Below are 23701 nucleotides of genomic sequence, written 5' to 3' on the forward strand. Positions count from 1 at the left end.
CCAAATTCGAAGCCGAAGCCTATATCCTGACCAAGGAAGAAGGCGGCCGCCACACGCCGTTCTTTGCGAACTACCGTCCGCAATTCTACTTCCGCACGACGGATGTGACCGGCATGGTGCAGCTTCCCGAAGGTACGGAAATGGTGATGCCGGGCGACAACCTGAAATTCGTGGTTGAACTGATCGCGCCCATCGCCATGGAAGAAAAACTGCGCTTCGCCATCCGCGAAGGCGGCCGTACCGTCGGCGCCGGCGTCGTCGCGAAAATCATCGAGTAATCGAAACGCAGGCAGGGTGCGCGGGTGACCGCGCCCCTCCCAGCCGAGGACAAGACAATGCAAGGTCAGAATATCCGCATCCGGCTTAAGGCATTCGATTACCGTGTTCTGGATGCCAGCACACAGGAAATCGTCAATACTGCCAAGCGTACGGGCGCAACGGTTCGCGGGCCCATCCCGCTGCCGAACAAGATCGAAAAATTCACGGTTCTCCGTGGTCCGCATATCGACAAGAAATCGCGCGACCAATGGGAAATCCGTACTCATAAACGTTTGCTCGACATCGTCGATCCGACCCCGCAGACCGTTGACGCGCTGATGAAGCTCGATCTCGCTGCCGGGGTGGATGTCGAGATCAAAGTGTAAGGAGCCAGGACAATGCGCTCTGGAGTTATCGCAAAAAAACTGGGGATGACCCGGTTGTTCATGGAGGACGGGCGGCAAATTCCCGTCACAGTCCTTCAACTCGACGGTTTGCAGGTCGTGTCGCAACGCACTGCTGACAAGGATGGCTACACGGCTGTTCAGCTTGGTGCTGGCGCCGCGAAAGCCAAGCGTGTGTCCGCGCCGATGCGTGGCCATTACGCCAAAGCCAATGTTGCGCCCAAGCGCAAACTGGCTGAGTTCCGTGTCAGCCCTGAGAATCTGATCGAAATCGGTGAGGAAATCACCGCCGATCATTATTTCGAAGGTCAGTTCGTTGACATCGCGGGCACATCGATTGGTAAAGGTTTTGCAGGTGCGATGAAGCGCCACAACTTTGGCGGTCTGCGGGCCAGCCACGGTGTGTCGATCAGCCACCGTTCGCACGGCTCCACCGGTCAGTGTCAGGACCCTGGCAAGGTGTTCAAAGGCAAGAAAATGGCCGGGCATATGGGTGCTGCGCGCGTAACCACGCAGAACCTGCAGGTTGTCAAAACCGACAGTGACCGCGGCCTGATCATGGTCAAGGGTGCTGTGCCGGGTTCAAAAGGTGGCTGGGTGACGATCAAGGATGCGGTGAAGAAGCCCTTCCCTGAGAACGCGATTCTGCCCGCCGCGCTGAGATCGGCTGCCGATGCTGCACGCAAGGCCGCTGAAGAAGCCAGCGCCGCCGCCGCCGCCGAGGAAGAAGCCGCACGTCAGGCCGCACTGGAAGCAGAAGCCGCAGAGCAGGAAACCGCTTTGCAAGAGGCCGAAGCTTCGATCGATGCCGATAAGAAGGAAGGCGAGTGAGATGAAACTCGACGTTGTCAATCTGCAGGCAGGCACTGCCGGTGAGGTCGAGCTCAATGAGGCCATCTTTGGCCTTGAGCCGCGCGCCGACATCCTGCACCGTGTGGTGCGCTGGCAGCGGGCGAAAGCCCAGGCTGGTACCCACAAGGTAAAGACCCGTTCGGAAACCAGCTATTCCACCAAGAAGATCTATCGCCAGAAGGGCACCGGCGGCGCACGCCACGGTGACCGTAATGCGCCGATCTTCCGCAAGGGTGGTGTGTACAAAGGCCCGACCCCGCGCAGCCATGCGTTCGACCTGCCGAAGAAAATCCGTGCACTTGGTCTGAAGCTGGCATTGTCGGCGAAGGCTGGTAGCGGCAAGCTGGTGGTTCTGGACACGACCGAAATGGCCGATGCCAGGACCGCGGTTCTGGCCAAGGCTGTCAAGGATATGGGCTGGAAAAAGGCCCTGATCATCGATGGCGCAGAGGTGAATGAGAATTTTGCCCGTGCCGCCCGCAACCTTGAGGGTGTTGATGTCCTGCCGTCGATCGGTGCGAATGTTTATGACATTCTGCGGCGTGATACGCTTGTCATCACCCGTGCGGGCCTTGAAGCACTGGAGGCTCGACTGGCATGAGCGTGAAAGCAACCCAATACGACGTGATCCGCAAGCCGGTCATCACTGAAAAAGCGACCATGGCATCGGAAGCGAATGCCGTGGTGTTCGAAGTGGCCATTGATGCCAGCAAACCCCAGATCAAGGATGCCGTTGAGGCCATCTTTGGTGTGAAGGTCAAGGCGGTCAACACCACGATCACCAAAGGTAAGACCAAGCGTTTCCGCGGCATCGCGGGTCGGCGCAAGGACGTCAAGAAAGCATATGTTACCCTCGAAGAGGGAAATGCTATCGACGTTTCGACTGGCCTTTGATAAAGGACTGAACGACTCAGCGGCCCCGGCGCAATCGGGGCCGCTGGTTATTTGGCGCTAAGCTTGCGCCAGACTGACTGAAACCGGACCTTTTTGGTCCAGAGCTGACGGAAGACAGAAAGCATGGCACTCAAGTCGTATAAGCCGACGACGCCGGGCCAGCGTGGGCTGGTTCTGATCGACCGTTCGGAGCTTTGGAAAGGTCGCCCTGTCAAATCCCTTACTGAGGGTCTGACGAAATCGGGCGGTCGGAACAACACCGGACGGATCACTGCACGCCGCATTGGCGGTGGCGCAAAGCGTCTTTATCGTATCGTGGATTTCAAGCGTAACAAGCTTGACGTTCCGGCTGTTGTTGAACGGATTGAATACGATCCCAACCGCACTGCCTTTATTGCGCTGATCAAATATGACGATGGCGAGCAGGCATATATCCTGGCACCGCAACGTCTGGCGATTGGTGACAAGGTGATCGCATCCGCGAAGGCCGACATCAAGCCGGGCAACGCAATGCCGTTTTCGGGCATGCCCATTGGTACGATCGTTCACAACATCGAAATGAAGCCGGGCAAGGGCGGCCAGATCGCACGCGCTGCGGGCACCTATGCACAGTTCGTCGGCCGTGATGGCGGCTACGCGCAGATCCGTCTGTCGTCGGGTGAGCTGCGTCTGGTGCGTCAGGAATGCTTTGCCACGGTTGGTGCCGTGTCGAACCCTGACAATTCGAACCAGAATTTCGGCAAGGCCGGTCGCACCCGTCATCAGGGCAAGCGTCCGTCGGTGCGTGGTGTTGCCATGAACCCGATCGATCACCCGCATGGTGGTGGTGAAGGGCGCACTTCAGGGGGCCGCACGCCGGTTACGCCCTGGGGTAAGGACACCAAGGGTCGCAAGACGCGCTCCAACAAGCAGACCGACAAGTATATTCTGCGGTCACGTCACGCGAAGAAGAAGGGTCGCTAATCCATGGCACGTTCAGTTTGGAAGGGCCCTTTCGTCGATGCTTACGTCTTGAAAAAGGCCGAGAAGTCGCGCGAATCGGGTCGCAATGAAGTTATCAAGATCTGGTCCCGCCGTTCCACCATTCTGCCCCAGTTCGTCGGGCTGACTTTTGGTGTATATAACGGCAAGAAGCACATTCCCGTGAATGTGACCGAGGACATGATCGGCCAGAAGTTCGGTGAATATTCACCGACCCGTACCTATTACGGGCATGCGGCCGACAAAAAAGCGAAACGGAAGTAAGCCATGGGTAAAGAGAAAAATCCGCGCCGCGTGGCCGAAAACGAGGCCATGGCCAAGGCGCGCATGCTGCGCACCTCGCCGCAGAAGCTGAACCTTGTTGCGGCAATGATCCGCGGTAAGGCGGTTGACAAGGCACTGAGCGATCTGACCTTCTCCAAGAAGCGTATCGCTGCTGACGTCAAGAAATGTCTTCAGTCGGCGATTGCCAACGCTGAAAACAATCACGGTCTGGACGTCGATGAACTCGTCGTTGCGGAAGCCTGGGTCGGCAAGAACCTTGTGATGAAACGCGGTCGCCCGCGCGCACGGGGCCGCTTTGGCAAGATCATGAAGCCGTTTTCAGAGCTGACCATCACGGTTCGCCAGGTCGAGGAGCAAGCATAATGGGTCAGAAGGTTAATCCGATCGGTATGCGCCTTCAGGTGAACCGCACCTGGGACAGCCGTTGGTTCGCTGAAAGCAAGGATTACGGCGATCTGTTGCTGGAGGATCTCCGGATCCGTGATTTCATCAAGGATGAATGCAAGGCAGCAGGCATCAGCCGCGTGATTATTGAACGTCCGCATAAGAAATGCCGCGTGACGATTCACACTGCACGTCCCGGCGTCATTATCGGCAAAAAAGGCGCCGATATTGAAACGCTGCGCAAGAAGCTTGCCAATCTGACATCGTCAGATCTGCATCTGAACATCGTTGAAATCCGCAAGCCGGAACTGGATGCACAATTGGTGGCAGAAAGCATCTGCCAGCAGCTGGAGCGTCGTGTCAGCTTCCGCCGTGCGATGAAACGGTCCGTGCAGAACGCAATGCGCATGGGTGCCCTGGGTATCCGTGTGAACCTGGCGGGTCGTCTTGGCGGTGCCGAGATTGCGCGGACGGAGTGGTACCGCGAAGGGCGCGTGCCGCTGCATACGCTGCGTGCAGATATTGACCACGCGCATTCCGAAGCCCACACGGCTTATGGCATCATCGGTGTGAAGGTCTGGATCTTCAAGGGTGAGATCATGGAACATGATCCGCAGGCCCGTGACCGCCGGCATCAGGAACTTCAGGACAGCGGCGGCGCACAGCGCCCGCGTCGCTGATCCGACTGAAGGAGAGACACCATGTTGCAACCGAAACGGACCAAGTTCCGCAAACAGCACAAGGGCCGCATCAAAGGCGACGCAAAGGGCGGGTTTGACCTGAACTTTGGCAGCTATGGCCTGAAAGCTGTTGAGCCAGAACGCATTACCGCGCGCCAGATCGAAGCAGCGCGGCGTGCCATGACGCGCCACATGAAACGTCAGGGCCGTGTCTGGATCCGGATTTTCCCCGATGTCCCCGTCACCTCAAAGCCAACCGAAGTACGGATGGGTAAAGGTAAAGGGTCGGTGGATTTCTGGGCAGCGAAGGTCAAACCTGGCCGCGTGATGTTCGAAATCGACGGCGTGAACGACGCCATCGCCCGTGAAGCACTGCGTCTGGCGGCAATGAAGCTGCCGATCAAGACGCGCGTTGTGGTTCGCGAGGACTGGTAATACTGCTCGGGCGGGGTAAAACCCGCCCGTTCTCTTAAAATATTCAGTTTTTTAACTTACTCCGAAGCATCAGCCTCTTCGACAGCCATCAATAGCGCTTCCGCTAAATCCTGCACTTTGATTTGACCTTCACATTTTGTTCCAGTGGGATCGCTGCACAGCTTTGCTTCTTGGATGATGACAGTACCACAGTAAACTTTTCCGCTGCCGGTGGCTACACATGTCAGCGCTTGAGATTCAGATGTGAAAGTAAACAAGCAGCAACAAGATACTCCGAAAACAAAACTGGTTTTTATGCTCATTGATGATCTCCATAATCACTAAGTTAGGTATAATAGCTTAACACGAAACGCGGATTTTCGGATAACTATTCATGTTATTTCCGACATCCCTTCTGCCGGGCTATTGCATTGAGCTAGCTATACGCCTATACGGCACGCTCATCCACCTCCGCCGGGAATCAGGGTGACCCTGTCACAGGGGGCTCTCCGGTGATTGTTGACTGAAGGAAATGGCCATGAAAGCCGAAGAACTACGTTCGAAAACGCCGGACCAGCTGCGTGACGAACTGGTATCGCTGAAGAAGGAAGCGTTTAACCTGCGCTTCCAGAAGGCAACGAACCAGTTGGAAAACACTGCACGTGTCCGCAAGGTCCGTCGTGACGCTGCGCGCGTTTCGACCATCCTCAACGAAAAAGCCCGCGAAGCGGCGGCGAATTAAGGAGCTGGCACATGCCCAAACGCATACTGCAAGGCAAAGTGACAAGCGACAAGAACGATCAGACCGTAACGGTTCTGGTAGAGCGCCGCTTCACGCACCCTGTCATGAAGAAAACGGTTCGTAGCACGAAGAAATACCGTGCCCACGACCCGCTGAACCAGTTCAAGATTGGTGATACGGTTCGCATCAGCGAATGTGCGCCAATTTCGAAAACCAAGCGCTGGGAGGTTGTGACCGAAGCTTCGGCATAAGGTCACGCTTTTCCGGACTTATCGAAACCCTGGGCAAGATGCCCAAAGGTCGGGAGCAACCAAATGATCCAGATGCAGACCAATCTGGATGTAGCTGACAACTCCGGCGCACGCCGGGTGCAGTGCATCAAGGTTCTGGGCGGTTCCAAACGACGCTATGCGTCGGTCGGCGACATCATCGTGGTGTCCGTCAAGGAAGCCATCCCGCGGGGCCGCGTGAAAAAAGGCGACGTGCGTAAAGCTGTCGTCGTGCGCACCGCAAAAGAAGTCCGTCGCGAAGACGGCACCGCAATCCGTTTTGACCGCAACGCTGCTGTCATTCTGAACAACAACAACGAACCGGTCGGCACCCGTATTTTCGGGCCGGTGGTGCGTGAGTTGCGCGCGAAGAACTTCATGAAGATCATCTCGCTCGCGCCGGAGGTGTTGTGATGGCTGCGAAACTGAAAAAAGGCGACAAGGTCGTCATTCTTACTGGCAAGGACAAGGGTAAGACCGGCGAAATCAGCCGTATCATGCCTCAGGACAACAAAGCCGTGGTTGACGGGCTGAACATTTCGATCCGTCACACCAAGCAAAGCCAGAACAGCCAGGGCGGCCGTGTGCCACAAGCTATGCCGATTGATCTGTCCAATCTGGCGCTGGTTGATGGGAACGGCAAGGCCACACGCGTTGGCTTCCGTATGGAAGACGACAAGAAAGTGCGCTTCGCCAAAACAACCGGGGAGGCGATCTGATGCTTGACGCAGCCACCTATACCCCCCGCCTGAAGTCGGTCTACAAGGACCAGATTCGCGCGGCGCTGAAAGAAGAATTCGGCTATAAGAACGACATGCAGATCCCCAAGCTCGATAAGATCGTGCTGAATATGGGCATCGGCGAAGCCGTCAAGGACAGCAAGAAAATCAAATCGGCGCAGGCTGATCTGACCGCGATTGCTGGCCAGAAGGCTGTCATCACCAAAGCGCGCAATTCGATCGCGGGGTTCCGTGTTCGTGAAGAAATGCCGCTGGGCGTGAAGGTCACCCTGCGTGGTGCGCGCATGTATGAATTCCTTGACCGCCTGATCACCATCGCCCTGCCGCGCGTGCGCGACTTCCGCGGTGTGAAAGGCACGTCATTTGACGGTCGTGGCAACTATGCCATGGGCATCAAGGAACATATCGTGTTTCCGGAAATCAACTTCGATCAGATCGACGAAGTCTGGGGCATGGATGTGATCATCTGCACCACCGCGAAAACCGACGCGGAAGCAAAGGCGCTGTTGAAAGCTTTCAACATGCCCTTCAATAGCTGACGCGAGAGGGAGAGATCAAATGGCTAAAAAAGCAATGGTCGAGCGCGAAAAGAAGCGTCAGAAGCTGGTGGCGAAATATGCCACCAAGCGTGCTGAGCTTAAAGCAATCGCTGCCGACGCCGAACGCCCGATGGAAGAGCGCTTCAAGGCGAACCTGAAACTGGCAAAGCTGCCGCGGAATTCGTCAGAGACCCGCCTGCACAACCGCTGCCAGCTGACAGGCCGTCCGAAGGCTTACTATCGTAAATTGAAACTGTCGCGGATCGCGCTGCGTGATCTGGCCTCCAAGGGTCAGATTCCGGGCATGGTCAAGTCGAGCTGGTAAGGAGATCGCAAGATGTCGATGAACGATCCTCTCGGCGATATGCTGACGCGCATTCGCAACGCACAGATGCGTGGCAAGTCTACCGTGCGCACCCCTGCGTCCAAGCTGCGTGCCTGGGTTCTGGATGTGCTGAAGGAAGAAGGCTACATCCGTGGTTATGAGAATGTGACTGCAGCTTCCGGGCATGCTGAACTGGAAATTTCGCTGAAATATGCAGATGGCCAGCCGGTTATCCGTGAGTTGAAGCGCATTTCCAAGCCCGGTCGCCGCGTCTATTCCGGTGTGCAGGAAATCCCGCAAGTCCGTAACGGTCTGGGTATTTCTGTCGTTTCGACGCCCAAAGGTGTCATGTCCGATGCAGCAGCACGGGCCGCCAATGTTGGTGGCGAAGTGCTCTGCCGCGTGTTCTGAGGAGGGCTGAAATGTCTCGTATTGGCAAAAAGCCTGTTGAACTGCCTTCGGGTGTGTCAGCGCAGGTGTCGGGCCAGACTATTGAAGTCAAGGGGCCGAAAGGTTCCCGCAGCTTCACCGCTGGCGATGATGTGGATATCATCCTTGATGGCAATGTTGTCACTGTCAAACCGCGTGGTTTGTCCAAACGCGCACGTCAGCAATGGGGGATGACCCGTTCGATGGTTGCGAACCTTGCGCAAGGTGTGACCGGTGGTTTCAAGAAGGAACTGGAACTGGTCGGTGTTGGTTACCGTGCCGCGATGCAGGGCAAGGATCTGAAACTTTCGCTGGGTTATAGCCACGAAGTGATCTTCGAGGTTCCGGCAGGTGTGACTGTTTCCACACCGAAGCAGACCGAAGTCATCATTGAAGGCATTGACCAGCAACTGGTTGGTGAAACTGCAGCAAATATCCGCAAGTGGCGTTCACCTGAACCCTATAAGGGCAAAGGTATCCGCTACAAGGATGAGTATATCTTCCGTAAGGAAGGCAAGAAGAAGTAAGGGCGCGAAAGATGGCGAACACAAAGCATAAGCTGTTCCAAAAACGCCGCCTGCGCGTTCGGAACAAACTGAAGAAACTGGCCAACGGGCGTGCGCGCCTGTCCGTGCACCGTTCAAACAAGAACATCAGCGTTCAGCTGATCGACGATGTGAACGGCGTCACGCTGGCTTCGGCCTCGACGCTGGAAAAAGATTTTGGTGTCGTGGGTGTCAACAACAAGGACGCTGCTGCCAAGGTTGGCGCCGCGATTGCCGAACGTGCGAAAGCCGTCGGCATCGAGGAATGCTATTTCGACCGCGGCGGTTTCATCTTTCACGGTAAAGTCAAGGCCCTGGCCGACGCTGCACGTGAAGGCGGCCTGAAGTTCTGAGGAGACGATTATGGCAGAAAGAGATAACCGCCGGGACCGTCGCGAACGCGATGAAACCCCGGAATTCGCCGATCGTCTGGTCGCGATCAACCGCGTGTCGAAAACCGTAAAGGGCGGCAAACGCTTCGGCTTTGCTGCACTTGTCGTGGTTGGTGACCAGCGTGGTCGTGTGGGCTTCGGCAAAGGCAAGGCCAAAGAGGTGCCCGAAGCAATTCGCAAGGCTACCGAACAAGCCAAGCGTCAGATGATCCGCGTGCCGCTGCGCGATGGTCGCACCCTGCATCATGACATCGAAGGACGTCATGGCGCTGGCAAGGTGATCATGCGTCAGGCAGTTCCGGGGACCGGTATCATTGCCGGTGGTCCGATGCGCGCCGTGTTCGAGATGCTGGGCCTTCAGGATGTTGTGGCAAAGTCGCAAGGCAGCCAGAACCCCTATAACATGGTTCGGGCAACATTCGATGCGCTGCGCAATTCTGCAAGCCCGCGTCAGGTGGCACAGCGTCGCGGCAAGAAAGTGGCCGAGATCCTGCGCAAGCCCGAAGCTGAAACCGCAGACGCGTAAGGGGAGCAATGGACATGTCGAAAACCATCGTGGTCAAACAGATCGGGTCACCGATCCGTCGCCCCGCTGTACAGCGTGCAACCCTGAAAGGGTTGGGCCTGAACAAGATGCATCGCGTGCGTGAACTTGAAGATACACCATCCGTTCGCGGCATGGTTGCCAAGATCCCGCATCTGGTCGAGATCATCGAAGAACGCGGATAAGGGGCTTCACGCCCTGTTGAAAGAATTAAAACCGCCCCGCATGTGAATGCGGGGCGGTTTCATTTTCTGGCACACGCGCGTTGTCAGTCCCGAGAAGGTGGCCATGGCCGTTCGCTGTCAGCGGCAATCCATGCCTGAACCCAGCCGGGCAGGGGCGGGCTTTCGTTGCGATGGCCCAGATGCTCGACCACCTTTGCAGGTGGGACTATCCCTTGCGCGCTGGTAAATGCGGACCGGATGAGGATGTGATTTGCGCAGACCTCCCCCTTCCACATGCTTTGTTCAACATAGATGAACCGCGCGTCCCAACCCATGCACCGGCTGCGCAGCTCGAACCGTTCAAATGCACGGATACGCTGACGATAGCGCGTGCTGTTCCCCGCAACGGTAATGCCCCAGCGATTGCGCCGCAGCACGTCTGTCAGGCCCGTGCGCATGGCCATCGGGATGCGCCCCAGATCATACAATGTCAGCGTGCGGCCATTGTTCAGTTCCGCCCATGGATCCAGATCCCACGGCCAGCAGCGGTGATATGACACATGCGTTTCCAGCAAGCCCAGTTTAGGGGCGTTGCGGTATTTCAGTGCTTCTTTGGCAAAACGCAGGAAGGGGTACATTTCTGGCGCTCCTTTTGGTGCAAAGCCTGACCTGCGGTTCCAGGCGGGTCAAGGCGCGCCGTGGCGTCACATCGCGTGAATGCGCGAGAGGATGGCGTCACCAAAACGCACGACGCGCCCATCATCCATCCCTTTGATCCGCGTCAGCGCGGCCAGCGTCGCGGGCTTGTTCTCGGCGATGGCGCGCAGCGTCCCGGGCGACAGTGTCAGCAATTTCTGCGTGCCGTCCGCACCGCGTTCCAGTTCGCGTACAAGATCGGCGATGTCGTCATAGACAGCGCCCGCATCGCGCCCGGCTAATTTGCGGCGGGCCGGGTGGTGGGGCGCGGGCGTGTCACCGGTGATGACTTGCAGGAAGGCGGCACCATAGCGTTCCAGCTTCGTGGCACCTACTCCGGTAATCTGGGCCATGGCATCCATGCTGTCAGGGCGACGTTCCGTCATTTCGATCAGCGTGCGATCCGTGAAAATGACATAAGCGGGCACACGGGCTGCTTCCGCCAGCGCGCGACGTTTTGCCTTCAGCGCCGACAGCAAGGGCGCATCTTCTTCGGATACCAGCATCTTCGGCGCCGGACCATCGCGCGCGGTGCTTATGCTGTCTTCGCGCAGGTGAATTTCGGCGTCGCCGCGCAAAATGGGGCGTGCCGCTTCGGTCATGCGCAGCGCGCCGTGGCGTTCGGGGTCCGGGCGCACCAGATCCCGGCCCATCATCTGGCGGAACACTGCTTGCCATTTCGCACGGCTAAGGTCTTTGCCAACCGCGAAGGTCGGCAACTGGTCATGCCCGCGATCGCGCACCTTCGGGGTTGCCGTGCCGGTCAGAATATCGACCAGATGCCCGACCCCGAAGTTTTCACCAGTGCGCAGAATGGCGGACAGCGCCTTGCGCACCGGGGTGGTCGCGTCAAACAGCCTGGCAGGGGTGGTACACAGGTCACAATTACCGCAAGGCGATGACACTTCGCCAAAATAGGACAGCAGCACCTGACGGCGACATGCGGTCGCTTCGGCCAGTCCCAGCAGGGCGTTCAGGCGCGCATGGTCTGCGGATTTGCGTTCTACGGGGGCCGGGCTTTCGTCAATCTGGGCGCGGCGCAGCCGGATGTCATCCTGTCCGAACAGGGTCATTGTATCAGCGGGTGCCCCGTCGCGCCCGGCCCGGCCGATTTCCTGATAGTAGGATTCGATTGATTTGGGCAGATCGGCATGGGCAACCCAGCGGATATCAGGCTTGTCCACGCCCATGCCAAAGGCGATTGTGGCAACCACGATCAGGTCATCATCGCGCTGGAACAGTTCTTCGACCATGCGGCGGGTATGCGCGTCCATTCCGCCATGATAGGCGCGCGCGTTATGGCCCGCATCTGACAAGGCCTGCGCAATGGACTCGGTCCGCGCGCGGGTCGCACAATAGACGATACCGGATTGGCCGCGCCGGGCCTGCGCATAGGCAAGTATCTGGTCGCGCGGGCGGTTCTTGACCATGAAATTCAGCCGGATATTTGGCCTGTCAAACCCGCGCAGAAAGATTTTCGGACTGCCCGCGCCAAACAGCCGCTTGATAATCTCGGCGCGGGTTTCGGCATCTGCTGTGGCTGTAAACGCCGCAAGGGGCACGTCCAGTGTACGGCGCAATTCGCCGATACGCAGGTAATCGGGGCGGAAATCATGGCCCCATTGACTGACGCAATGCGCTTCATCCACCGCAATCAGGCTGCATCCGGCCCGGCGCAACATGTCGATTGTCCCGGCCGATGCCAGTCGTTCGGGTGCGATATACAGCAGTTTCAGCGCCCCCTGCGCAAGGGCAGAATAGACTGCATCGGTTTCTGCTTCGGTATTGCCGGATGTCAGCGCGCCCGCAGCAACACCAACTTCCTGCAGACCGCGCACCTGATCGCGCATCAACGCGATCAGTGGGGAAATAACCAATGTCAGCCCGTCGCGACACAGCGCAGGCAACTGAAAGCACAGCGACTTGCCGCCGCCTGTAGGCATTATCGCCAGCGTGTCCTGCCCCTGGCGCACGGCCTCGACGATTTCGGCCTGACCGGGGCGAAAATCCGGAAAGCCGAAAACGCGCGCAAGCAGGGTTTCAGGTGTGTCGCTGATATCTGTCTGCATGTTACGTCAGACGAACATGCCTATATTGTTGATCAGAATGATACGCAGGCCATAGATGATCAGCAATGCAATCAGCGGTGCAAGGTCGATGCCGCCCAGATCGGGCATGAACTGGCGGATACGGCTGTAGGCGGGTTCCAGAAGCCGGTTCAGCCCATCCCAGATAGAGCCAACGACAGGTGAATTCAGACTCAGAACCTGAAAATTTATCAGCCAACTCAGGATAATATGCGCAAGGATGATGAATTGTGCCACGTTCAGAACAAGCAGAATAATCTGGATCAGGGACAGCATTTTTTGCCTCGTGCTTGGGTTTACGGGGAAACTAGGGGTTGGGCGCAGGAAGGGCAACCATTTACGACAATGCTGGCTGGACAAATCCCCGCCTTTGGCTAGGTAGTCAGGCGCTGATTATCGGAAAGGGTTTCCATGCTTGTGATCTTGTCCCCTGCGAAAAAGCTGGATTGGTCCGTCACCGGGCAACCGCGCCCATTGACCAGACCACTGTTTCAGGACAAGGCCGCCGAACTGGCGCAGCTTGCGCACGGGCTTGGCGCGGATGGTCTGAAGAAGCTGATGCATATTAGCGACAAACTGGCCGAACTGAACATGGATCGTCTGGCAGTGTTTTCTGCCGATCCCGCACCGGAGCAAACGCGCGCCGCCATTTATGGTTTCGCGGGTGACACCTATACCGGGCTGGATGCGCGTTCGCTGGACGCGGATGCGCTGGACTGGGCGTATGGGCATTTGCGTATCCTTTCGGGATTATACGGCCTGTTGCGCCCGTTCGATGCGTTGCAACCCTATCGTCTGGAAATGGGCAGCCGCCTTGCCGGGGCGCATGGGAAAAACCTGTATGACTATTGGGACAGCCGGATTTCGGACGCACTGAATGCCGCAGCCGAAGCGGCCCGGACGCGGATATTGGTGAACTGCGCATCGCAGGAATATTTTGGTGCCGTCGATCTGGCGCATCTCGACTTGCGCGTGATCACACCTGTGTTCATGGAAACCCGCGATGGGGACGACCCGAAGGTTGTCAGTTTCTATGCCAAGAAAGCGCGGGGTGCGATGGCGCGCTATATTCTTGAAAACCGGCTGCAAGACCCGGCTGATTTGAGTGATTTCACCACTGCGGGCTATGCGTTCGATCCGGAAGCGTCAGGGCCGGACAGGCCGGTTTTCATACGCGCCATATGATGCGGGTTCATATCCGGGCTGTGGCGCTGGATGGCGTCGATCAGGGCCGACTTGCGCAAGGGTTTGGTAAGTGCCTCGCTCATGCCCGCAGCAAGCATTTTTTCTGTTTCTTCGCTTAGCGCATGCGCGGTCAGGGCAATAATCGGCACAGCCTGCCCTTCGGGCATGGCGCGTATGTGGCGCGTCGCTTCTCGCCCGTCCATTTCAGGCATGGATACATCCATAAAGATAATGTCGGGCTGCATGGATGTGAATTTTTCGACCGCCTCGCGCCCGTTCACAGCGTATTGCAGTTCCAGATCCAGCCCTTTCAGCATTTTGCCGAAAACCAGCCGGTTGGTTGCATTATCTTCGGCGTATAGCACCTTTAGCTGCCGGACATGCGGCGCAAGGCGCATTTGCGGTTGGTTGGCGGGGGCGCTTTCCTTGCCCGGCGGCGCGGCTTCTGTGAAAATCCCGCAGATGGCCAGCGCGACGTCCCGCCATAAAAGCGGCTTGGGCAGTGGATGAAGCGGAACACCGGTTGCGGAAAATTCAGTATGTTCCCCCATGGCCGAGCACAACATGATCATGGGGCATCCGGGGGCGTTTTCGTGAATGGCGCGGACAATATGCATAGGATCATCGGATGTCAGGTCCTGGTCGATAAGCGCAAGATCAACTTTGTGCTGCGCCAGCAAGCGGATTGCGGGCTGGGATTGCGTGGTTGTCAGGATCCTGACTCGCGCAGACTGAAAATGTCGTTCCAGAATTGCGCGGCTGATCAGATGATCGCTGATCAGCAGGATCTGGTTCAACTGCGATGGTAATGGGGGCGGGAAGCTATGGCTTGCCTCTGTCGCGATTTCCAGATTCAGTGAACACCCGAAACAAGAACCGACACCCGGTTCGGATTCAAGCCAGATATTCCCCCCCATCATTTCGACGATGCGTCTTGAAATCGCAAGGCCAAGCCCCGACCCCTCGAACCGTCGGTTTGATGCGTCTTCGACCTGTTGAAATTCGGAAAAGACATGTTCGCGGTCTTCTGGCGAAATACCGATGCCGGTATCCTCAACCGTTATGTGGATAAGCTGGTGCTCTGCGGATTTACTGACACCCAGGGCGCGCACCAGCACATAACCGGTTTCGGTGAACTTGACGGCATTTCCAATCAGATTTGTCAGCACCTGCCGCACACGGCCCGGATCGGCGTGAAACTGGCGCGGCAGAAAGATGTCATAGTCCAGAATAAGTTCTATCAGTTTGCCGCGCGCCGCAGGTGCCAGCAATGTCAGAACTTCATGTATGGTTTTTTCCAGATCGAATATTTCCGGATGCAATTCCATCTTGCCAGCATCCATTTTGGAGAAATCCAAAATGTCATTGATGATGGTGACCAGCGCCTGCCCGCTGTTGCGTATGGTTTCGGCATAGATGCGCTGTTCATTGTCAAGCCGGGTTTCCGCCAGAAGCTCGGCCATGCCGACGACGCCGTTCATTGGTGTGCGTATTTCATGGCTCATATTCGCAAGAAACGCGGATTTGGCCTGCGCCGCGGTTTCGGCCTGCGCCTGTGCCGCGATCAGTTCCGCCTGATAGCGCAAGCTGCGCGTGATATTGCGCACAAGGCTGACAAAATCGCCATTGGGCACGCGCCGGTCCATCAGCCGCACACTGATTCCATTGGTAAAATGCATTTCAAGCGGTGTGATTTGGGGTTTTCCCCAGCGTGCCAGCATGGATTGCACCCATTCCCCGGATTCCGCGCCTTGCAGATCGACCAGCCCTTCATAGGCGCAGATTTCAAGAATGCGGTTATATCCGATACCTTGCGTGACTTCTGCAAACCCGTCAAAGACGCTCAGATAAGCCTGATTTGCCAGAACCAGCTTCTGCGCGTTGTCAAAAACGGCGAAGCCATCGGCGATGGTTTCGATGGCTTCGCGCAACCGCATATCGGCCAGATCCGCAACGGAATGTGCAATCTGCAATTCCTGAGAAGCCTGTGTATTTTTCCCTGCGAGTTCTTCAGCAATGCTGCGCATATCCTGCAATTCGGCACGCTGTTCAATAATCTGGTCAGACAGGTTGAACGCATGGGCTTTCAGGCGGTCATTGGCAGCGCGCAATTCCATCCGGGCGTGTTCCAGCAGACGTTCCGCGCGCAAACGCGCACGACGTTCCCGTATGACCTGATCTGAAAGACGAGTGGCCATTCTATTGCTACAAACCAACCTGACTGATGCTTGTGCAATACTATCGGGTTCATCGGTGAATATGGGCTTAACGCTGTCGGCTTTCACCCGCGATGGCGCAATATGTCCGGACTGGACAACAATGGTCATTTGCCTGAAACATATGCAGACCATCGTGAAAGTGCCCCTATGACCGACCCCCTTGTCCGCCTGCGCCACGATCTGCACCGCCATCCGGACCTGTCAGGGAACGAGGGGCCGACAGCGCGCCGGATTACTGCCTTTTTGCACGAATGCGGCCCCGCCCGGATCGTGGATGGTCTGGGCGGGCATGGTGTGGCCGCAATCTTTGAGGGGCCAGAGGACGGACTGACCGTCATGTTCCGCGCCGAACTGGATGCGCTGCCGATACAGGAACGCGGCGATATTTTCCACCGTTCGGGCAGGGAGGGCGTGGCGCATCTATGCGGGCATGACGGGCATATGGCGATACTGGCGGGGCTGGCACGCAATCTGGCGGATGATCCACCGCGCGCAGGCCGCGTTATCTTGTTGTTTCAACCCGCCGAGGAAACCGGCGAGGGCGCGCGCGCGGTGCTGGCCAACCCGCGCTTTACCCCTTTGCGCCCGGATTGGGCGTTCGCACTGCATAACATGCCGGGGCTGGCGCTGGGGCATCTGGCCGTGGCGGCGGGGCCTGCGGCATGTGCATCGGTGGGGCTGCGGCTGCGGCTAAACGGGCGCGAAGCCCATGCTGCCCAGCCGGAAACGGGCCAATCGCCTGCGCCGGTCCTGCAGCAGTTGCTGGCATGGGTTCAGCAGTTTCAGCCGGGGCAGGATGGGCGGCTTGCGACTCTGTGCCATCTGAACATGGGACAACCAGCGTTCGGAATTGCCCCTGCACAGGCGGAACTCTGGATAACCCTGCGCACAATCACCGACCCTGCGCTGGACGCCTTTGAGCGGGAATTGCGCGGGCTGACCGAAACGCTTGCCCGCCAATACCGGCTGGATGTGCGGATCAGTCGCCATGACCATTTCAACGCCAGTATAAACGACCCCGCCGCCGCCGCCATTGTGGCGCGTGCCGCAGCAAAACTGGACATGCCACCGGGGGATTTCACCTTGCCCATGCGCGCATCAGAGGATTTCGGGGCGTTCAGCGCCACAGCGCGCACGGCATTGTTCTTTCTGGGTGCAGGGCTGGATGTTCCTAGCCTGCACAACCCGGATTACGATTTTCCGGATGCATTGATCGCGCCTGCCGTGCGATTGTTCCGCACTATTCTGGATGAATGCCAGCAGGTATAGGCTGGGCGCGCGGCGTCAGATTTCGCGTGGGGCTGCGGCGCGGCGCAGCCGGTCATTGATGGCCAGCCCCAGCCCGTGTTCCGGCACAGGGGCCACGGCAATCGGTCGGCCTGTGGCGTCGGCCTTGTGCAGGATCGCGAAAAGCTGCGATGCGGCCTCGGCCAGATCGCCCTTGGCGGACAGGGTGAAATCCGCACCTGCGCAATCCGGGCCGAACCCTATCCAGACTTCAGAACCTTCGGGCGCGCGCGCGTTCAGGCGCACGGACGCGCGCGGGGCGTAATGTGATGCCAGCTGTCCGGGGGCCGTGATGCTGGTTACCTGCGCTGGTACAGGCATATAGCCCAGCACATCGGCCATCATTTCGGGACTGATGCCACCCGCGCGCAGCACGACGGTGCGGTCTGTGTCATCCGTGCCGATGATGGTGGATTCCACGCCGACCGGGCATGCCCCGCCATCCAGAACTGCCGCAATGCGCCCCGACAGACCTGCCATGACATGCGCGGCGGTTGTCGGGCTGATCTGGCCGGACGGGTTCGCCGAAGGTGCGGCTACCGGCCCGCCGAATGCCGCCAGCAATGCCTGCGCTGCGGGATGCGCGGGCATACGCAGCGCAACCGTATTCAGGCCCGCCGTCACCGCAGGGGCCAGCCCGTGCCCGTCCCGCAACGGCGCAACCAGCGTCAGGGCACCGGGCCAGAAATGCTGCGCCAGCGCACGCGCGGTTGTGTCCGGCCGCGCCAGTGCCAGTGCCATGTCCAGATCGGCAACATGGACAATCAGCGGGTTATGCGCAGGCCGCCCCTTGGCCGCAAAAATGGCGCTGACCGCTGCGGGATTGCGCGCATCGCCTGCCAGCCCATAAACGGTTTCCGTGGGAATAGCGACCAGTCCGCCGCCGCGCAGAATGGTGCCGGCGCGGGAAATGCCTGCGGGCGTCGCATCCAGTATTTCGGTCTGATCGCATTGCGAAGTCATGTTGTGACGTGGCGTCCTTGTTTGGGAATCCGCTGCGGCGGGCTAGAACAGCGTTCATAGGGTGCATGGCGTGCCTTGCCAAGCGCCGCCGCACCCGCAACAGGATACAGCACCTTGTCAGGAGGCCCCATGCCCTATCGTGCCCCGCTTCAGGATTTCGATTTTCTACTGGACCATATCGTTGCCTTTGATCAGGTGCGCCGGACCGATCGCTTTGCCGAAGCCAGCCCGGAAACGACGACTGCCATTCTGACCGAAGCCGCGCGCCTGTGCGAAGAAGTCATGTCGCCGCTGCAACGCGCGGGTGACCTGAACCCCGCCCGGCTGGAAAACGGCATCGTGCGCACTGCGCCCGGCTATGCGGACGGGTTCCGTGCCATTGCCGAAGGCGGCTGGCTGGGTATTGCTGCAGACCCCGAATATGGCGGCATGGGCCTGCCGCAGACATTGGCTGTGGTGCTCAATGACATGATGTCCTCGGCCTGTTTGTCGCTGGAACTGTGCCCGCTGATGTCGCAGGGCCAGATAGAGGCGCTGGAACACCATGCTGATGACTGGATGAAGGCGCTGTACCTGCCGAAGCTGATTTCAGGCGAATGGACCGGCACAATGAACCTGACCGAACCGCAGGCAGGCAGTGATGTCGGCGCGCTGCGCAGCAAGGCAGAGCCGCAGCCGGATGGCAGTTTCCGCATTTCCGGGCAGAAAATCTACATCAGCTGGGGCGATCATGACATGGCTGAAAATGTCTGCCATCTGGTCCTTGCCCGACTGCCGGGCGCGCCGGAAGGCACAAAAGGGATCAGCCTGTTCATGGTGCCGAAAATCATCCCGGATGCCGATGGTAGCCTTGGTGCGCGCAACAGCTTGCGGGTGGTGTCACTGGAACACAAGATGGGCCTGCATGGGTCGCCCACGGCGGTGATGGAATATGACAATGCCATTGGCTGGATGGTGGGCGCCCCCAACAAGGGGATGGCTGCGATGTTCACCATGATGAACAATGCCCGCGTAGGCGTGGGCGTGCAGGGGATTGGTGCTGCCGAAGGTGCATTCCAGCACGCGCTTGCTTATGCGCGCGAACGCAGGCAGGGTCGCACGCCGCAGAACGCGGCAGGGGCCATCATTGAACATGCGGATGTCCGGCGCATGTTGTCGATGATGAAAGCCGAGATATTTGCCGCCCGCGCCATTGCGCTGGCCAACAGTGTTGCAATTGATATGGCGCGCGCCACCGGGGCTGATGAATGGGCGGCGCGTGCGGCGCTTCTGACCCCCATCACCAAGGCGCAGGGCACCGATACCGGGATCGAGGTTGCAAGCACCGGCATCCAGGTTCATGGTGGCATGGGGTTCATAGAGGAAACAGGCGCTGCGCAATATCTGCGCGATGTGCGGGTGACCGCGATCTATGAAGGAACGAACGGGATTCAGGCCATGGACCTTGTCGGGCGCAAGATGATGGATGGCGGTGAAGCGGCCTTCCGGCTGTTGCAGGAAGTCGAGGATTTCGCCGAATCCGCGCGCGCATCTTTCCCTGATCTGGCCGATGATGTCTGGCAGGCCGCCGAAAGCCTGCGCGAAACAACCGAATGGCTGGTTGCACAGGATATGACAGACCGTGCGGCAGGGGGCGCGGCGTATTTGCGGGCTTTTGCGCGTGTTCTTGGTGCGCATTTCCACCTGAAAGCTGCCATCGAAGGGGACAATGCCCGCCAGATGCTGGCGCGGGTGTTCATCCAGCGTATTCTGCCGGAACATGCGGGTTTGCTGATGCAGGCGCGGGCGGGCGCGAAGGTGCTTTATGCCTTGTCCGATGACGATCTGGCCGCTTGATGGGGCATATGAGCAGATCAGGCTTGCGCTACCCGTTTCCAACGCCACCCCCTGCGGGGCAGGTGACTTGCGTTGCGGACAGGGTGTTCTGGCTGCGGCTGGCCCTGCCGATGGCGCTTGATCATGTGAATGCCTTTGTGTTGGATGACGGCGATGGCTGGACCCTGTTCGACACCGGCTTTGATGACACGGCCACGCGCGATACCTGGGCCAGCCTGCTGGCCGGGCCATTGCAGGGCAAGCCCGTCCGGCGGGTTATCGCAAGCCATCATCACCCTGACCATATTGGCCTTGCGGGCTGGTTTCAGGCGCAGGGCGCAAACCTGTGGACCAGCCGCACCGCATGGCTGATGGCGCGGATGATGGTGCTGGATGAGCAGCACCGCCCGAACCCGGAAACACTGGAATTCTGGAAGCGTTCGGGCATGGAACCGGGCGTTCTGGCGCAGCGTGCGCAGGAACGGCCGTTCAATTTCTGTGATCGCGTTGCGCCGCTGCCATTGGGGTATCACCGGGTGGCAGACGGGGACGTGCTGCATGCTGGCGGGCGGGACTGGGTGGTGCGTCTGGGGCAGGGGCATGCCCCGGACCAGATTACCCTGTGGTCGCAAAGCTGCAATCTGGTTCTGGGCGCGGACCAGTTGCTACCATCTATTTCAGCCAATCTGGGGGTCTATGCGACCGAACCGGATGCTGACCCGGTTGCCGAATGGCTGGCGAGTTGCGTGCGGTTTAAGGAATTTGCGCGCGACGACCAACTGGTTCTGCCGGGGCATAAGCTGCCTTTTACCGGTTTGCCATTGCGGTTGAATCAGATGATTGAAAACCACATTGGCGCGCTGAATCGCCTGCATCAGCATCTGTCCGAACCGCGCAAGGCGGGTGCGTGCTTCGGACCCCTGTTCAAGCGCGAGATTACGGGCGCGGTCTATGGGTTGGCGCTGGTCGAAGCTGTTGCGCATCTGAACCACCTTACCGCTACGGGGCGGGCGCGGCGCTGGATGGGCGAAGATGGTGTCTGGTTGTGGCAGGCGGTCTGAAATACGGGTATCAATCGGTGTTGAAGCGGGGGTGACAGATCGCCTGCGATATTATATCGAAAACCGGAATCCAACGAACAGGAGCACCCGATGGCCGAACATGAGCATGGTAAAATGGATATCCGGGAACAGGAAAAGACCTTCGCGGGCTTTATCCGGTATTCAGTCTGGGTCGCCGCGATTTCCATCGCGGCGCTGATCTTCCTTGCCCTGGCAAATGCCTGACGGCAGCGTGCCCGGTAATTGCGGGTTCCGTATTTGTAAATGAGGTTGTGGATGCCGGTAAATGTTATGCCCTTGGGCCGACGTCAGGGCGCAATTCCTGCTGCGTTTCTGGTATTCGCGTTCCTGTTTTTGACCGCCTGCGGGGGCCAGCAAATCTGGGCCAGCGATGAAGCTGTCGCTGCAGCGCGCCATGTGCATGGCGGTGCGCCGGAACTGACCCTTGTGACCATCATGCATCATCAGTCCGGGAACGGGCATCATACGGCGCTGTTCATAAATGGTGCGGAACGGGTTTTGTTCGACCCTGCCGGAAGCTGGCATCTGGATGCCGCCCCCGAACGCAATGATGTGCATTACGGGATGACGCCTGCGGTTGGCGCGTCATTCTTTCTTAGCCATGTGCGGGAATCGCATTATGCCGTGGTCCAGCGCCTGCGGGTAACCCCGGACGTTGCTGCACAGGCGATGGCGCTTGTGCAGCAGGCCGGACCTGTTGGTTCGGCGCGATGTGCTATTTCTACATCGGGGATATTGCAGCAGCTTCCCGGACTGGAAGGGATAAGCCGCAACTGGCATCCACACCGCCTGATGCAGGATTTTGCGCAGCTTCCCGGCGTCACCACTGTTGAGTTGCACCATAACGACCCGGATGTACTGCGCAAAGCCTATGCGGTGCAGCAACCGCTGTAAGCGTTCAGCCTGCCAGCGTGCCTGGCACGATCAGGCGCGTTTCATACCGGATAAGCGGCGCAATCCTGTGCAGGCTGTTGCGCGACAGGCCAATGCATCCGGCAGTGGGGAAGCCTGGCCTGCGCCATTGATGGATGAAGATGGCCGACCCACGCCCGCATTCCGCGTGGGGCCAGTTCCAATCCGTCAGAATGACCAGATCATATAACGGGTCCGCGCGGCGCAGTGCTTCGTGACTGAACGGATAGGGCGCGCGCACAATCAGGTTATAATCTTCATGCGCGGGATCATCCGACCACAGGTCGCGCGGGCCAATGGGCGTTGCCCAGTCCGTGGGTCGCGCAATCCGGTCGGGCCGGTATAGCATGCCCACCAGCCGATGAACGCCTGTGGGTGTTGCACCATCGCCTTCGTGCTTGTCATGGCGCACGCCGCCGCGACCGATGGTGCAGGGCCACATCCGCCCCATGAAACGCAACCCCTGCCGCGTCAGAACCATATCGTAGCGCGTCACAGCAAATGCCCTGACTTTGCGGCTTTTGTGGCCAGATAGGCGCGGTTTTCATCCGTTTCGCCCACGCGCAGCGGGACACGTTCGATGACGCTCAGGCCGTGGTCATTCAGCATGTCCACCTTGCGCGGGTTATTGGTCAGCAGCCGCACCTGTTGAAAACCCATCTTGCGCAGCAATGCAGCGCCGATGCGGAAATCACGTTCGTCATCTTCAAATCCCAGCCTGTGGTTTGCCTCTACCGTGTCGAAACCCTGATCCTGCAAGGAATAGGCCCGCATTTTGTTGGCCAGCCCGATACCGCGCCCTTCCTGATTCAGATATAGCAGAACACCGGCCCCTTCGCGCCCCATCTGCGTCAGTGCCGCCTGCAATTGCGGTCCGCAATCGCATTTCAGGCTGCCCAGCACATCGCCAGTGAAACACGCCGAATGCAATCGTGCCAGAACCGGCGCGCTGCGGTCCGGCTGGCCGATTTCGATTGCATAATGTTCAACCCCGCCATCACGCGGGCGGAAAATATGCACGCGGCCCGCTTGTGCGGCGGCCATGGGCAGGCGCGCGCTGATGACGGCTGACAGCTGTGTTTCGCTTGCCAATGCGGTGTTCAATTCTGCAATCGGCAGTTCGGTCAGGCCCGCGTTTTCCACTGCTGCGATAGTGTCCAGTGTCAGGACCAGTGCGGCAGGCAGTAGCTGCGCAGATTTCGCCAGTGCAAGGGCCGCACGATGGAAATCGGCCGCGCCGTCGCGTTCGGTGCGCAACGGTCCCTTCATCGGGTGGCGCAGGTCATCTGCCGGATCCGCCAGCGCGCGTATCCAGCCTACCTGCGCGCCTGCGGGCACGACAACGCGCGCAAGATCGCCATCATAGGCGCGGGCCTTCAGCGTGTCGGCACGGTGGCGTGTCAGTGCCAGCACCAGCGCCGGCCCCAGCATCTGCAATTCTGCCAGTCGTGCGGGTGTGGCCATTTCGGCGGCCAGAATAATTGCGGCTGCAGGGCCGTCACGCAGGATGACAGGCACCCCCAACCGCAAATCCGCGCGGGCGCGGTTAATCAGTTCCACCGGTGTCAGGCCAAGTATCATGCGCTATTCCGCTTCGCTGTCGTCTTTCACATA

At 58.8% G+C, this 23701-nt stretch carries 35 protein-coding genes; 27 read left to right on the top strand and 8 right to left on the bottom strand.

Annotation, left to right across the window (positions count from 1 at the left end):
- The 10 genes from PUT78_RS00005 to rplP all read left to right on the top strand — a co-directional run.
- The coding region (locus PUT78_RS00005) for an EF-Tu C-terminal domain-related protein (RefSeq protein WP_476453961.1) at positions 1-278 on the top strand (278 nt) is incomplete at its 5' end.
- 57 nt (positions 279-335) lie between these two features.
- Positions 336-644 (top strand): 30S ribosomal protein S10, encoded by a 309-nt coding sequence (rpsJ, locus tag PUT78_RS00010; protein WP_071797400.1) that lies wholly within the window; start codon positions 336-338, stop codon positions 642-644.
- A gap of 12 nt (positions 645-656) precedes the next feature.
- The gene (rplC, locus tag PUT78_RS00015) at positions 657-1493 is read left to right on the top strand and encodes a 50S ribosomal protein L3 (protein ID WP_274349939.1); all 837 of its coding nucleotides are present in this window, start codon (positions 657-659) and stop codon (positions 1491-1493) included.
- Position 1494: 1 nt separating this feature from the next.
- Complete coding sequence (gene rplD, locus PUT78_RS00020) at positions 1495-2115, top strand: 50S ribosomal protein L4 (protein ID WP_274349940.1); 621 nt, start codon at positions 1495-1497, stop codon at positions 2113-2115.
- Positions 2112-2408: a 50S ribosomal protein L23 gene (locus PUT78_RS00025; protein WP_274349941.1), complete on the top strand. Its 297-nt coding sequence runs from the start codon at positions 2112-2114 to the stop codon at positions 2406-2408. Before rplD ends, PUT78_RS00025 begins: the two co-directional genes overlap by 4 nt.
- Before the next feature lie 123 nt (positions 2409-2531).
- Positions 2532-3371 carry a 50S ribosomal protein L2 gene (rplB, locus tag PUT78_RS00030; RefSeq protein ID WP_274349942.1) on the top strand — a complete coding sequence of 280 codons (840 nt, stop codon included), beginning with the start codon at positions 2532-2534 and terminating at the stop codon, positions 3369-3371.
- Positions 3372-3374: 3 nt separating this feature from the next.
- Positions 3375-3653: a 30S ribosomal protein S19 gene (gene rpsS / locus PUT78_RS00035; RefSeq protein ID WP_071469573.1), complete on the top strand. Its 279-nt coding sequence runs from the start codon at positions 3375-3377 to the stop codon at positions 3651-3653.
- 3 nt (positions 3654-3656) lie between these two features.
- Complete coding sequence (rplV, locus tag PUT78_RS00040) at positions 3657-4037, top strand: 50S ribosomal protein L22 (RefSeq protein WP_274349943.1); 381 nt, start codon at positions 3657-3659, stop codon at positions 4035-4037.
- Positions 4037-4738, top strand: coding sequence for a 30S ribosomal protein S3 (gene rpsC, locus PUT78_RS00045; protein ID WP_274349944.1), 702 nt, complete (start codon positions 4037-4039; stop codon positions 4736-4738). The genes rplV and rpsC overlap by 1 nt, the downstream gene beginning before the upstream one ends.
- A gap of 21 nt (positions 4739-4759) precedes the next feature.
- Entirely contained in the window at positions 4760-5173 is a 414-nt protein-coding gene (gene rplP, locus PUT78_RS00050) for a 50S ribosomal protein L16 (protein ID WP_274349945.1), read from the top strand.
- 56 nt (positions 5174-5229) lie between these two features.
- Here the strand turns inward: rplP and PUT78_RS00055 are convergent, their stop codons facing one another.
- Positions 5230-5475, bottom strand: a complete 246-nt coding sequence (locus PUT78_RS00055; protein WP_274349946.1) for a hypothetical protein — start codon at positions 5473-5475, stop codon at positions 5230-5232.
- Positions 5476-5690: 215 nt separating this feature from the next.
- On the opposite strand from PUT78_RS00055, the gene rpmC reads away from it, so the two are divergent.
- The 11 genes from rpmC to rpmD all read left to right on the top strand — a co-directional run bounded on the left by rpmC (position 5691) and on the right by rpmD (position 9862).
- Entirely contained in the window at positions 5691-5894 is a 204-nt protein-coding gene (gene rpmC, locus PUT78_RS00060) for a 50S ribosomal protein L29 (RefSeq protein WP_274349947.1), read from the top strand.
- Positions 5895-5905: 11 nt separating this feature from the next.
- On the top strand, positions 5906-6145 hold the full coding sequence (gene rpsQ, locus PUT78_RS00065) for a 30S ribosomal protein S17 (protein WP_274349948.1): 240 nt from the start codon (positions 5906-5908) through the stop codon (positions 6143-6145).
- 63 nt (positions 6146-6208) lie between these two features.
- A complete protein-coding gene (gene rplN / locus PUT78_RS00070) occupies positions 6209-6577 on the top strand; it encodes a 50S ribosomal protein L14 (protein ID WP_179907310.1) in 369 nt (122 codons plus the stop codon).
- Positions 6577-6882, top strand: a complete 306-nt coding sequence (gene rplX / locus PUT78_RS00075) for a 50S ribosomal protein L24 (RefSeq protein ID WP_274349949.1) — start codon at positions 6577-6579, stop codon at positions 6880-6882. Before rplN ends, rplX begins: the two co-directional genes overlap by 1 nt.
- Positions 6882-7442 carry a 50S ribosomal protein L5 gene (gene rplE / locus PUT78_RS00080; RefSeq protein WP_274349950.1) on the top strand — a complete coding sequence of 187 codons (561 nt, stop codon included), beginning with the start codon at positions 6882-6884 and terminating at the stop codon, positions 7440-7442. Before rplX ends, rplE begins: the two co-directional genes overlap by 1 nt.
- Before the next feature lie 19 nt (positions 7443-7461).
- Entirely contained in the window at positions 7462-7767 is a 306-nt protein-coding gene (gene rpsN / locus PUT78_RS00085; RefSeq protein WP_274349951.1) for a 30S ribosomal protein S14, read from the top strand.
- 12 nt (positions 7768-7779) lie between these two features.
- The gene (rpsH, locus tag PUT78_RS00090; RefSeq protein ID WP_274349952.1) at positions 7780-8178 is read left to right on the top strand and encodes a 30S ribosomal protein S8; all 399 of its coding nucleotides are present in this window, start codon (positions 7780-7782) and stop codon (positions 8176-8178) included.
- Between the two features lie 11 nt (positions 8179-8189).
- Positions 8190-8723, top strand: a complete 534-nt coding sequence (gene rplF / locus PUT78_RS00095) for a 50S ribosomal protein L6 (protein ID WP_274349953.1) — start codon at positions 8190-8192, stop codon at positions 8721-8723.
- An 11-nt stretch (positions 8724-8734) separates the two neighbouring features.
- Positions 8735-9094: a 50S ribosomal protein L18 gene (gene rplR, locus PUT78_RS00100; protein ID WP_274349954.1), complete on the top strand. Its 360-nt coding sequence runs from the start codon at positions 8735-8737 to the stop codon at positions 9092-9094.
- Positions 9095-9104: 10 nt separating this feature from the next.
- Positions 9105-9659 (top strand): 30S ribosomal protein S5, encoded by a 555-nt coding sequence (gene rpsE / locus PUT78_RS00105; protein WP_274349955.1) that lies wholly within the window; start codon positions 9105-9107, stop codon positions 9657-9659.
- Between the two features lie 14 nt (positions 9660-9673).
- Positions 9674-9862 carry a 50S ribosomal protein L30 gene (rpmD, locus tag PUT78_RS00110; protein ID WP_274349956.1) on the top strand — a complete coding sequence of 63 codons (189 nt, stop codon included), beginning with the start codon at positions 9674-9676 and terminating at the stop codon, positions 9860-9862.
- Positions 9863-9945: 83 nt separating this feature from the next.
- Here the strand turns inward: rpmD and PUT78_RS00115 are convergent, their stop codons facing one another.
- The 3 genes from PUT78_RS00115 to PUT78_RS00125 all read right to left on the bottom strand — a co-directional run bounded on the left by PUT78_RS00115 (position 9946) and on the right by PUT78_RS00125 (position 12900).
- Entirely contained in the window at positions 9946-10479 is a 534-nt protein-coding gene (locus tag PUT78_RS00115) for an acyl-CoA thioesterase (protein WP_274349957.1), read from the bottom strand.
- Positions 10480-10545: 66 nt separating this feature from the next.
- Positions 10546-12606, bottom strand: a complete 2061-nt coding sequence (gene recQ, locus PUT78_RS00120; protein WP_274349958.1) for a DNA helicase RecQ — start codon at positions 12604-12606, stop codon at positions 10546-10548.
- 6 nt (positions 12607-12612) lie between these two features.
- Positions 12613-12900: a YggT family protein gene (locus PUT78_RS00125; RefSeq protein WP_274349959.1), complete on the bottom strand. Its 288-nt coding sequence runs from the start codon at positions 12898-12900 to the stop codon at positions 12613-12615.
- A 135-nt stretch (positions 12901-13035) separates the two neighbouring features.
- Between PUT78_RS00125 and yaaA the strand changes: the two genes are divergently transcribed.
- Positions 13036-13809: a peroxide stress protein YaaA gene (gene yaaA / locus PUT78_RS00130; protein ID WP_274349960.1), complete on the top strand. Its 774-nt coding sequence runs from the start codon at positions 13036-13038 to the stop codon at positions 13807-13809.
- Here the strand turns inward: yaaA and PUT78_RS00135 are convergent.
- Positions 13749-16007 (bottom strand): hybrid sensor histidine kinase/response regulator, encoded by a 2259-nt coding sequence (locus PUT78_RS00135; protein WP_274349961.1) that lies wholly within the window; start codon positions 16005-16007, stop codon positions 13749-13751. The two genes, yaaA and PUT78_RS00135, sit on opposite strands and share 61 nt — an antisense overlap.
- A 168-nt stretch (positions 16008-16175) precedes the next feature.
- On the opposite strand from PUT78_RS00135, the gene PUT78_RS00140 reads away from it, so the two are divergent.
- Complete coding sequence (locus tag PUT78_RS00140; RefSeq protein WP_274349962.1) at positions 16176-17297, top strand: amidohydrolase; 1122 nt, start codon at positions 16176-16178, stop codon at positions 17295-17297.
- Between the two features lie 15 nt (positions 17298-17312).
- Here PUT78_RS00140 and PUT78_RS00145 read toward each other — a convergent pair whose 3' ends face one another.
- Positions 17313-18278 carry an L-threonylcarbamoyladenylate synthase gene (locus tag PUT78_RS00145; RefSeq protein ID WP_274349963.1) on the bottom strand — a complete coding sequence of 322 codons (966 nt, stop codon included), beginning with the start codon at positions 18276-18278 and terminating at the stop codon, positions 17313-17315.
- 129 nt (positions 18279-18407) lie between these two features.
- Between PUT78_RS00145 and PUT78_RS00150 the strand changes: the two genes are divergently transcribed.
- The 4 genes from PUT78_RS00150 (at position 18408) to PUT78_RS00165 (ending at position 22069) form a co-directional block, all read left to right on the top strand.
- Positions 18408-20114: an acyl-CoA dehydrogenase gene (locus PUT78_RS00150; RefSeq protein ID WP_274349964.1), complete on the top strand. Its 1707-nt coding sequence runs from the start codon at positions 18408-18410 to the stop codon at positions 20112-20114.
- Positions 20115-20122: 8 nt separating this feature from the next.
- On the top strand, positions 20123-21154 hold the full coding sequence (locus PUT78_RS00155; RefSeq protein ID WP_274349965.1) for an MBL fold metallo-hydrolase: 1032 nt from the start codon (positions 20123-20125) through the stop codon (positions 21152-21154).
- A 90-nt stretch (positions 21155-21244) separates the two neighbouring features.
- Positions 21245-21379 carry an aa3-type cytochrome c oxidase subunit IV gene (locus PUT78_RS00160; RefSeq protein ID WP_274349966.1) on the top strand — a complete coding sequence of 45 codons (135 nt, stop codon included), beginning with the start codon at positions 21245-21247 and terminating at the stop codon, positions 21377-21379.
- Between the two features lie 51 nt (positions 21380-21430).
- Complete coding sequence (locus PUT78_RS00165; RefSeq protein ID WP_274349967.1) at positions 21431-22069, top strand: hypothetical protein; 639 nt, start codon at positions 21431-21433, stop codon at positions 22067-22069.
- A 4-nt stretch (positions 22070-22073) separates the two neighbouring features.
- Here the strand turns inward: PUT78_RS00165 and PUT78_RS00170 are convergent, their stop codons facing one another.
- Together PUT78_RS00170 and ribA are read right to left on the bottom strand one after the other, a co-directional pair.
- Positions 22074-22583: a L,D-transpeptidase family protein gene (locus tag PUT78_RS00170; protein ID WP_274349968.1), complete on the bottom strand. Its 510-nt coding sequence runs from the start codon at positions 22581-22583 to the stop codon at positions 22074-22076.
- Positions 22580-23668, bottom strand: coding sequence for a GTP cyclohydrolase II (gene ribA, locus PUT78_RS00175; RefSeq protein WP_274349969.1), 1089 nt, complete (start codon positions 23666-23668; stop codon positions 22580-22582). Before ribA ends, PUT78_RS00170 begins: the two co-directional genes overlap by 4 nt.
- Positions 23669-23701 lie beyond the last annotated feature (33 nt).

It is taken from the genome of Roseinatronobacter alkalisoli, assembly GCF_028745735.1.
In the GTDB taxonomy this organism is placed as follows: domain Bacteria; phylum Pseudomonadota; class Alphaproteobacteria; order Rhodobacterales; family Rhodobacteraceae; genus Roseinatronobacter; species Roseinatronobacter alkalisoli.

Excerpts from the sequence above, each read along its gene's own strand:
- rpsJ (WP_071797400.1), top strand. The coding sequence starts at position 336 with ATGCAAGGTCAGAATATCCGCATCCGGCTTAAGGCATTCGATTACCGT.
- rplC (WP_274349939.1), top strand. The coding sequence starts at position 657 with ATGCGCTCTGGAGTTATCGCAAAAAAACTGGGGATGACCCGGTTGTTC.
- rplD (WP_274349940.1), top strand. The coding sequence starts at position 1,495 with ATGAAACTCGACGTTGTCAATCTGCAGGCAGGCACTGCCGGTGAGGTC.
- PUT78_RS00025 (WP_274349941.1), top strand. The coding sequence starts at position 2,112 with ATGAGCGTGAAAGCAACCCAATACGACGTGATCCGCAAGCCGGTCATC.
- rplB (WP_274349942.1), top strand. The coding sequence starts at position 2,532 with ATGGCACTCAAGTCGTATAAGCCGACGACGCCGGGCCAGCGTGGGCTG.
- rpsS (WP_071469573.1), top strand. The coding sequence starts at position 3,375 with ATGGCACGTTCAGTTTGGAAGGGCCCTTTCGTCGATGCTTACGTCTTG.
- rplV (WP_274349943.1), top strand. The coding sequence starts at position 3,657 with ATGGGTAAAGAGAAAAATCCGCGCCGCGTGGCCGAAAACGAGGCCATG.
- rpsC (WP_274349944.1), top strand. The coding sequence starts at position 4,037 with ATGGGTCAGAAGGTTAATCCGATCGGTATGCGCCTTCAGGTGAACCGC.
- rplP (WP_274349945.1), top strand. The coding sequence starts at position 4,760 with ATGTTGCAACCGAAACGGACCAAGTTCCGCAAACAGCACAAGGGCCGC.
- PUT78_RS00055 (WP_274349946.1), bottom strand. The coding sequence starts at position 5,475 with ATGAGCATAAAAACCAGTTTTGTTTTCGGAGTATCTTGTTGCTGCTTG.
- rpmC (WP_274349947.1), top strand. The coding sequence starts at position 5,691 with ATGAAAGCCGAAGAACTACGTTCGAAAACGCCGGACCAGCTGCGTGAC.
- rpsQ (WP_274349948.1), top strand. The coding sequence starts at position 5,906 with ATGCCCAAACGCATACTGCAAGGCAAAGTGACAAGCGACAAGAACGAT.
- rplN (WP_179907310.1), top strand. The coding sequence starts at position 6,209 with ATGATCCAGATGCAGACCAATCTGGATGTAGCTGACAACTCCGGCGCA.
- rplX (WP_274349949.1), top strand. The coding sequence starts at position 6,577 with ATGGCTGCGAAACTGAAAAAAGGCGACAAGGTCGTCATTCTTACTGGC.
- rplE (WP_274349950.1), top strand. The coding sequence starts at position 6,882 with ATGCTTGACGCAGCCACCTATACCCCCCGCCTGAAGTCGGTCTACAAG.
- rpsN (WP_274349951.1), top strand. The coding sequence starts at position 7,462 with ATGGCTAAAAAAGCAATGGTCGAGCGCGAAAAGAAGCGTCAGAAGCTG.
- rpsH (WP_274349952.1), top strand. The coding sequence starts at position 7,780 with ATGTCGATGAACGATCCTCTCGGCGATATGCTGACGCGCATTCGCAAC.
- rplF (WP_274349953.1), top strand. The coding sequence starts at position 8,190 with ATGTCTCGTATTGGCAAAAAGCCTGTTGAACTGCCTTCGGGTGTGTCA.
- rplR (WP_274349954.1), top strand. The coding sequence starts at position 8,735 with ATGGCGAACACAAAGCATAAGCTGTTCCAAAAACGCCGCCTGCGCGTT.
- rpsE (WP_274349955.1), top strand. The coding sequence starts at position 9,105 with ATGGCAGAAAGAGATAACCGCCGGGACCGTCGCGAACGCGATGAAACC.
- rpmD (WP_274349956.1), top strand. The coding sequence starts at position 9,674 with ATGTCGAAAACCATCGTGGTCAAACAGATCGGGTCACCGATCCGTCGC.
- PUT78_RS00115 (WP_274349957.1), bottom strand. The coding sequence starts at position 10,479 with ATGTACCCCTTCCTGCGTTTTGCCAAAGAAGCACTGAAATACCGCAAC.
- recQ (WP_274349958.1), bottom strand. The coding sequence starts at position 12,606 with ATGCAGACAGATATCAGCGACACACCTGAAACCCTGCTTGCGCGCGTT.
- PUT78_RS00125 (WP_274349959.1), bottom strand. The coding sequence starts at position 12,900 with ATGCTGTCCCTGATCCAGATTATTCTGCTTGTTCTGAACGTGGCACAA.
- yaaA (WP_274349960.1), top strand. The coding sequence starts at position 13,036 with ATGCTTGTGATCTTGTCCCCTGCGAAAAAGCTGGATTGGTCCGTCACC.
- PUT78_RS00135 (WP_274349961.1), bottom strand. The coding sequence starts at position 16,007 with ATGGCCACTCGTCTTTCAGATCAGGTCATACGGGAACGTCGTGCGCGT.
- PUT78_RS00140 (WP_274349962.1), top strand. The coding sequence starts at position 16,176 with ATGACCGACCCCCTTGTCCGCCTGCGCCACGATCTGCACCGCCATCCG.
- PUT78_RS00145 (WP_274349963.1), bottom strand. The coding sequence starts at position 18,278 with ATGACTTCGCAATGCGATCAGACCGAAATACTGGATGCGACGCCCGCA.
- PUT78_RS00150 (WP_274349964.1), top strand. The coding sequence starts at position 18,408 with ATGCCCTATCGTGCCCCGCTTCAGGATTTCGATTTTCTACTGGACCAT.
- PUT78_RS00155 (WP_274349965.1), top strand. The coding sequence starts at position 20,123 with ATGAGCAGATCAGGCTTGCGCTACCCGTTTCCAACGCCACCCCCTGCG.
- PUT78_RS00160 (WP_274349966.1), top strand. The coding sequence starts at position 21,245 with ATGGCCGAACATGAGCATGGTAAAATGGATATCCGGGAACAGGAAAAG.
- PUT78_RS00165 (WP_274349967.1), top strand. The coding sequence starts at position 21,431 with ATGCCGGTAAATGTTATGCCCTTGGGCCGACGTCAGGGCGCAATTCCT.
- ribA (WP_274349969.1), bottom strand. The coding sequence starts at position 23,668 with ATGATACTTGGCCTGACACCGGTGGAACTGATTAACCGCGCCCGCGCG.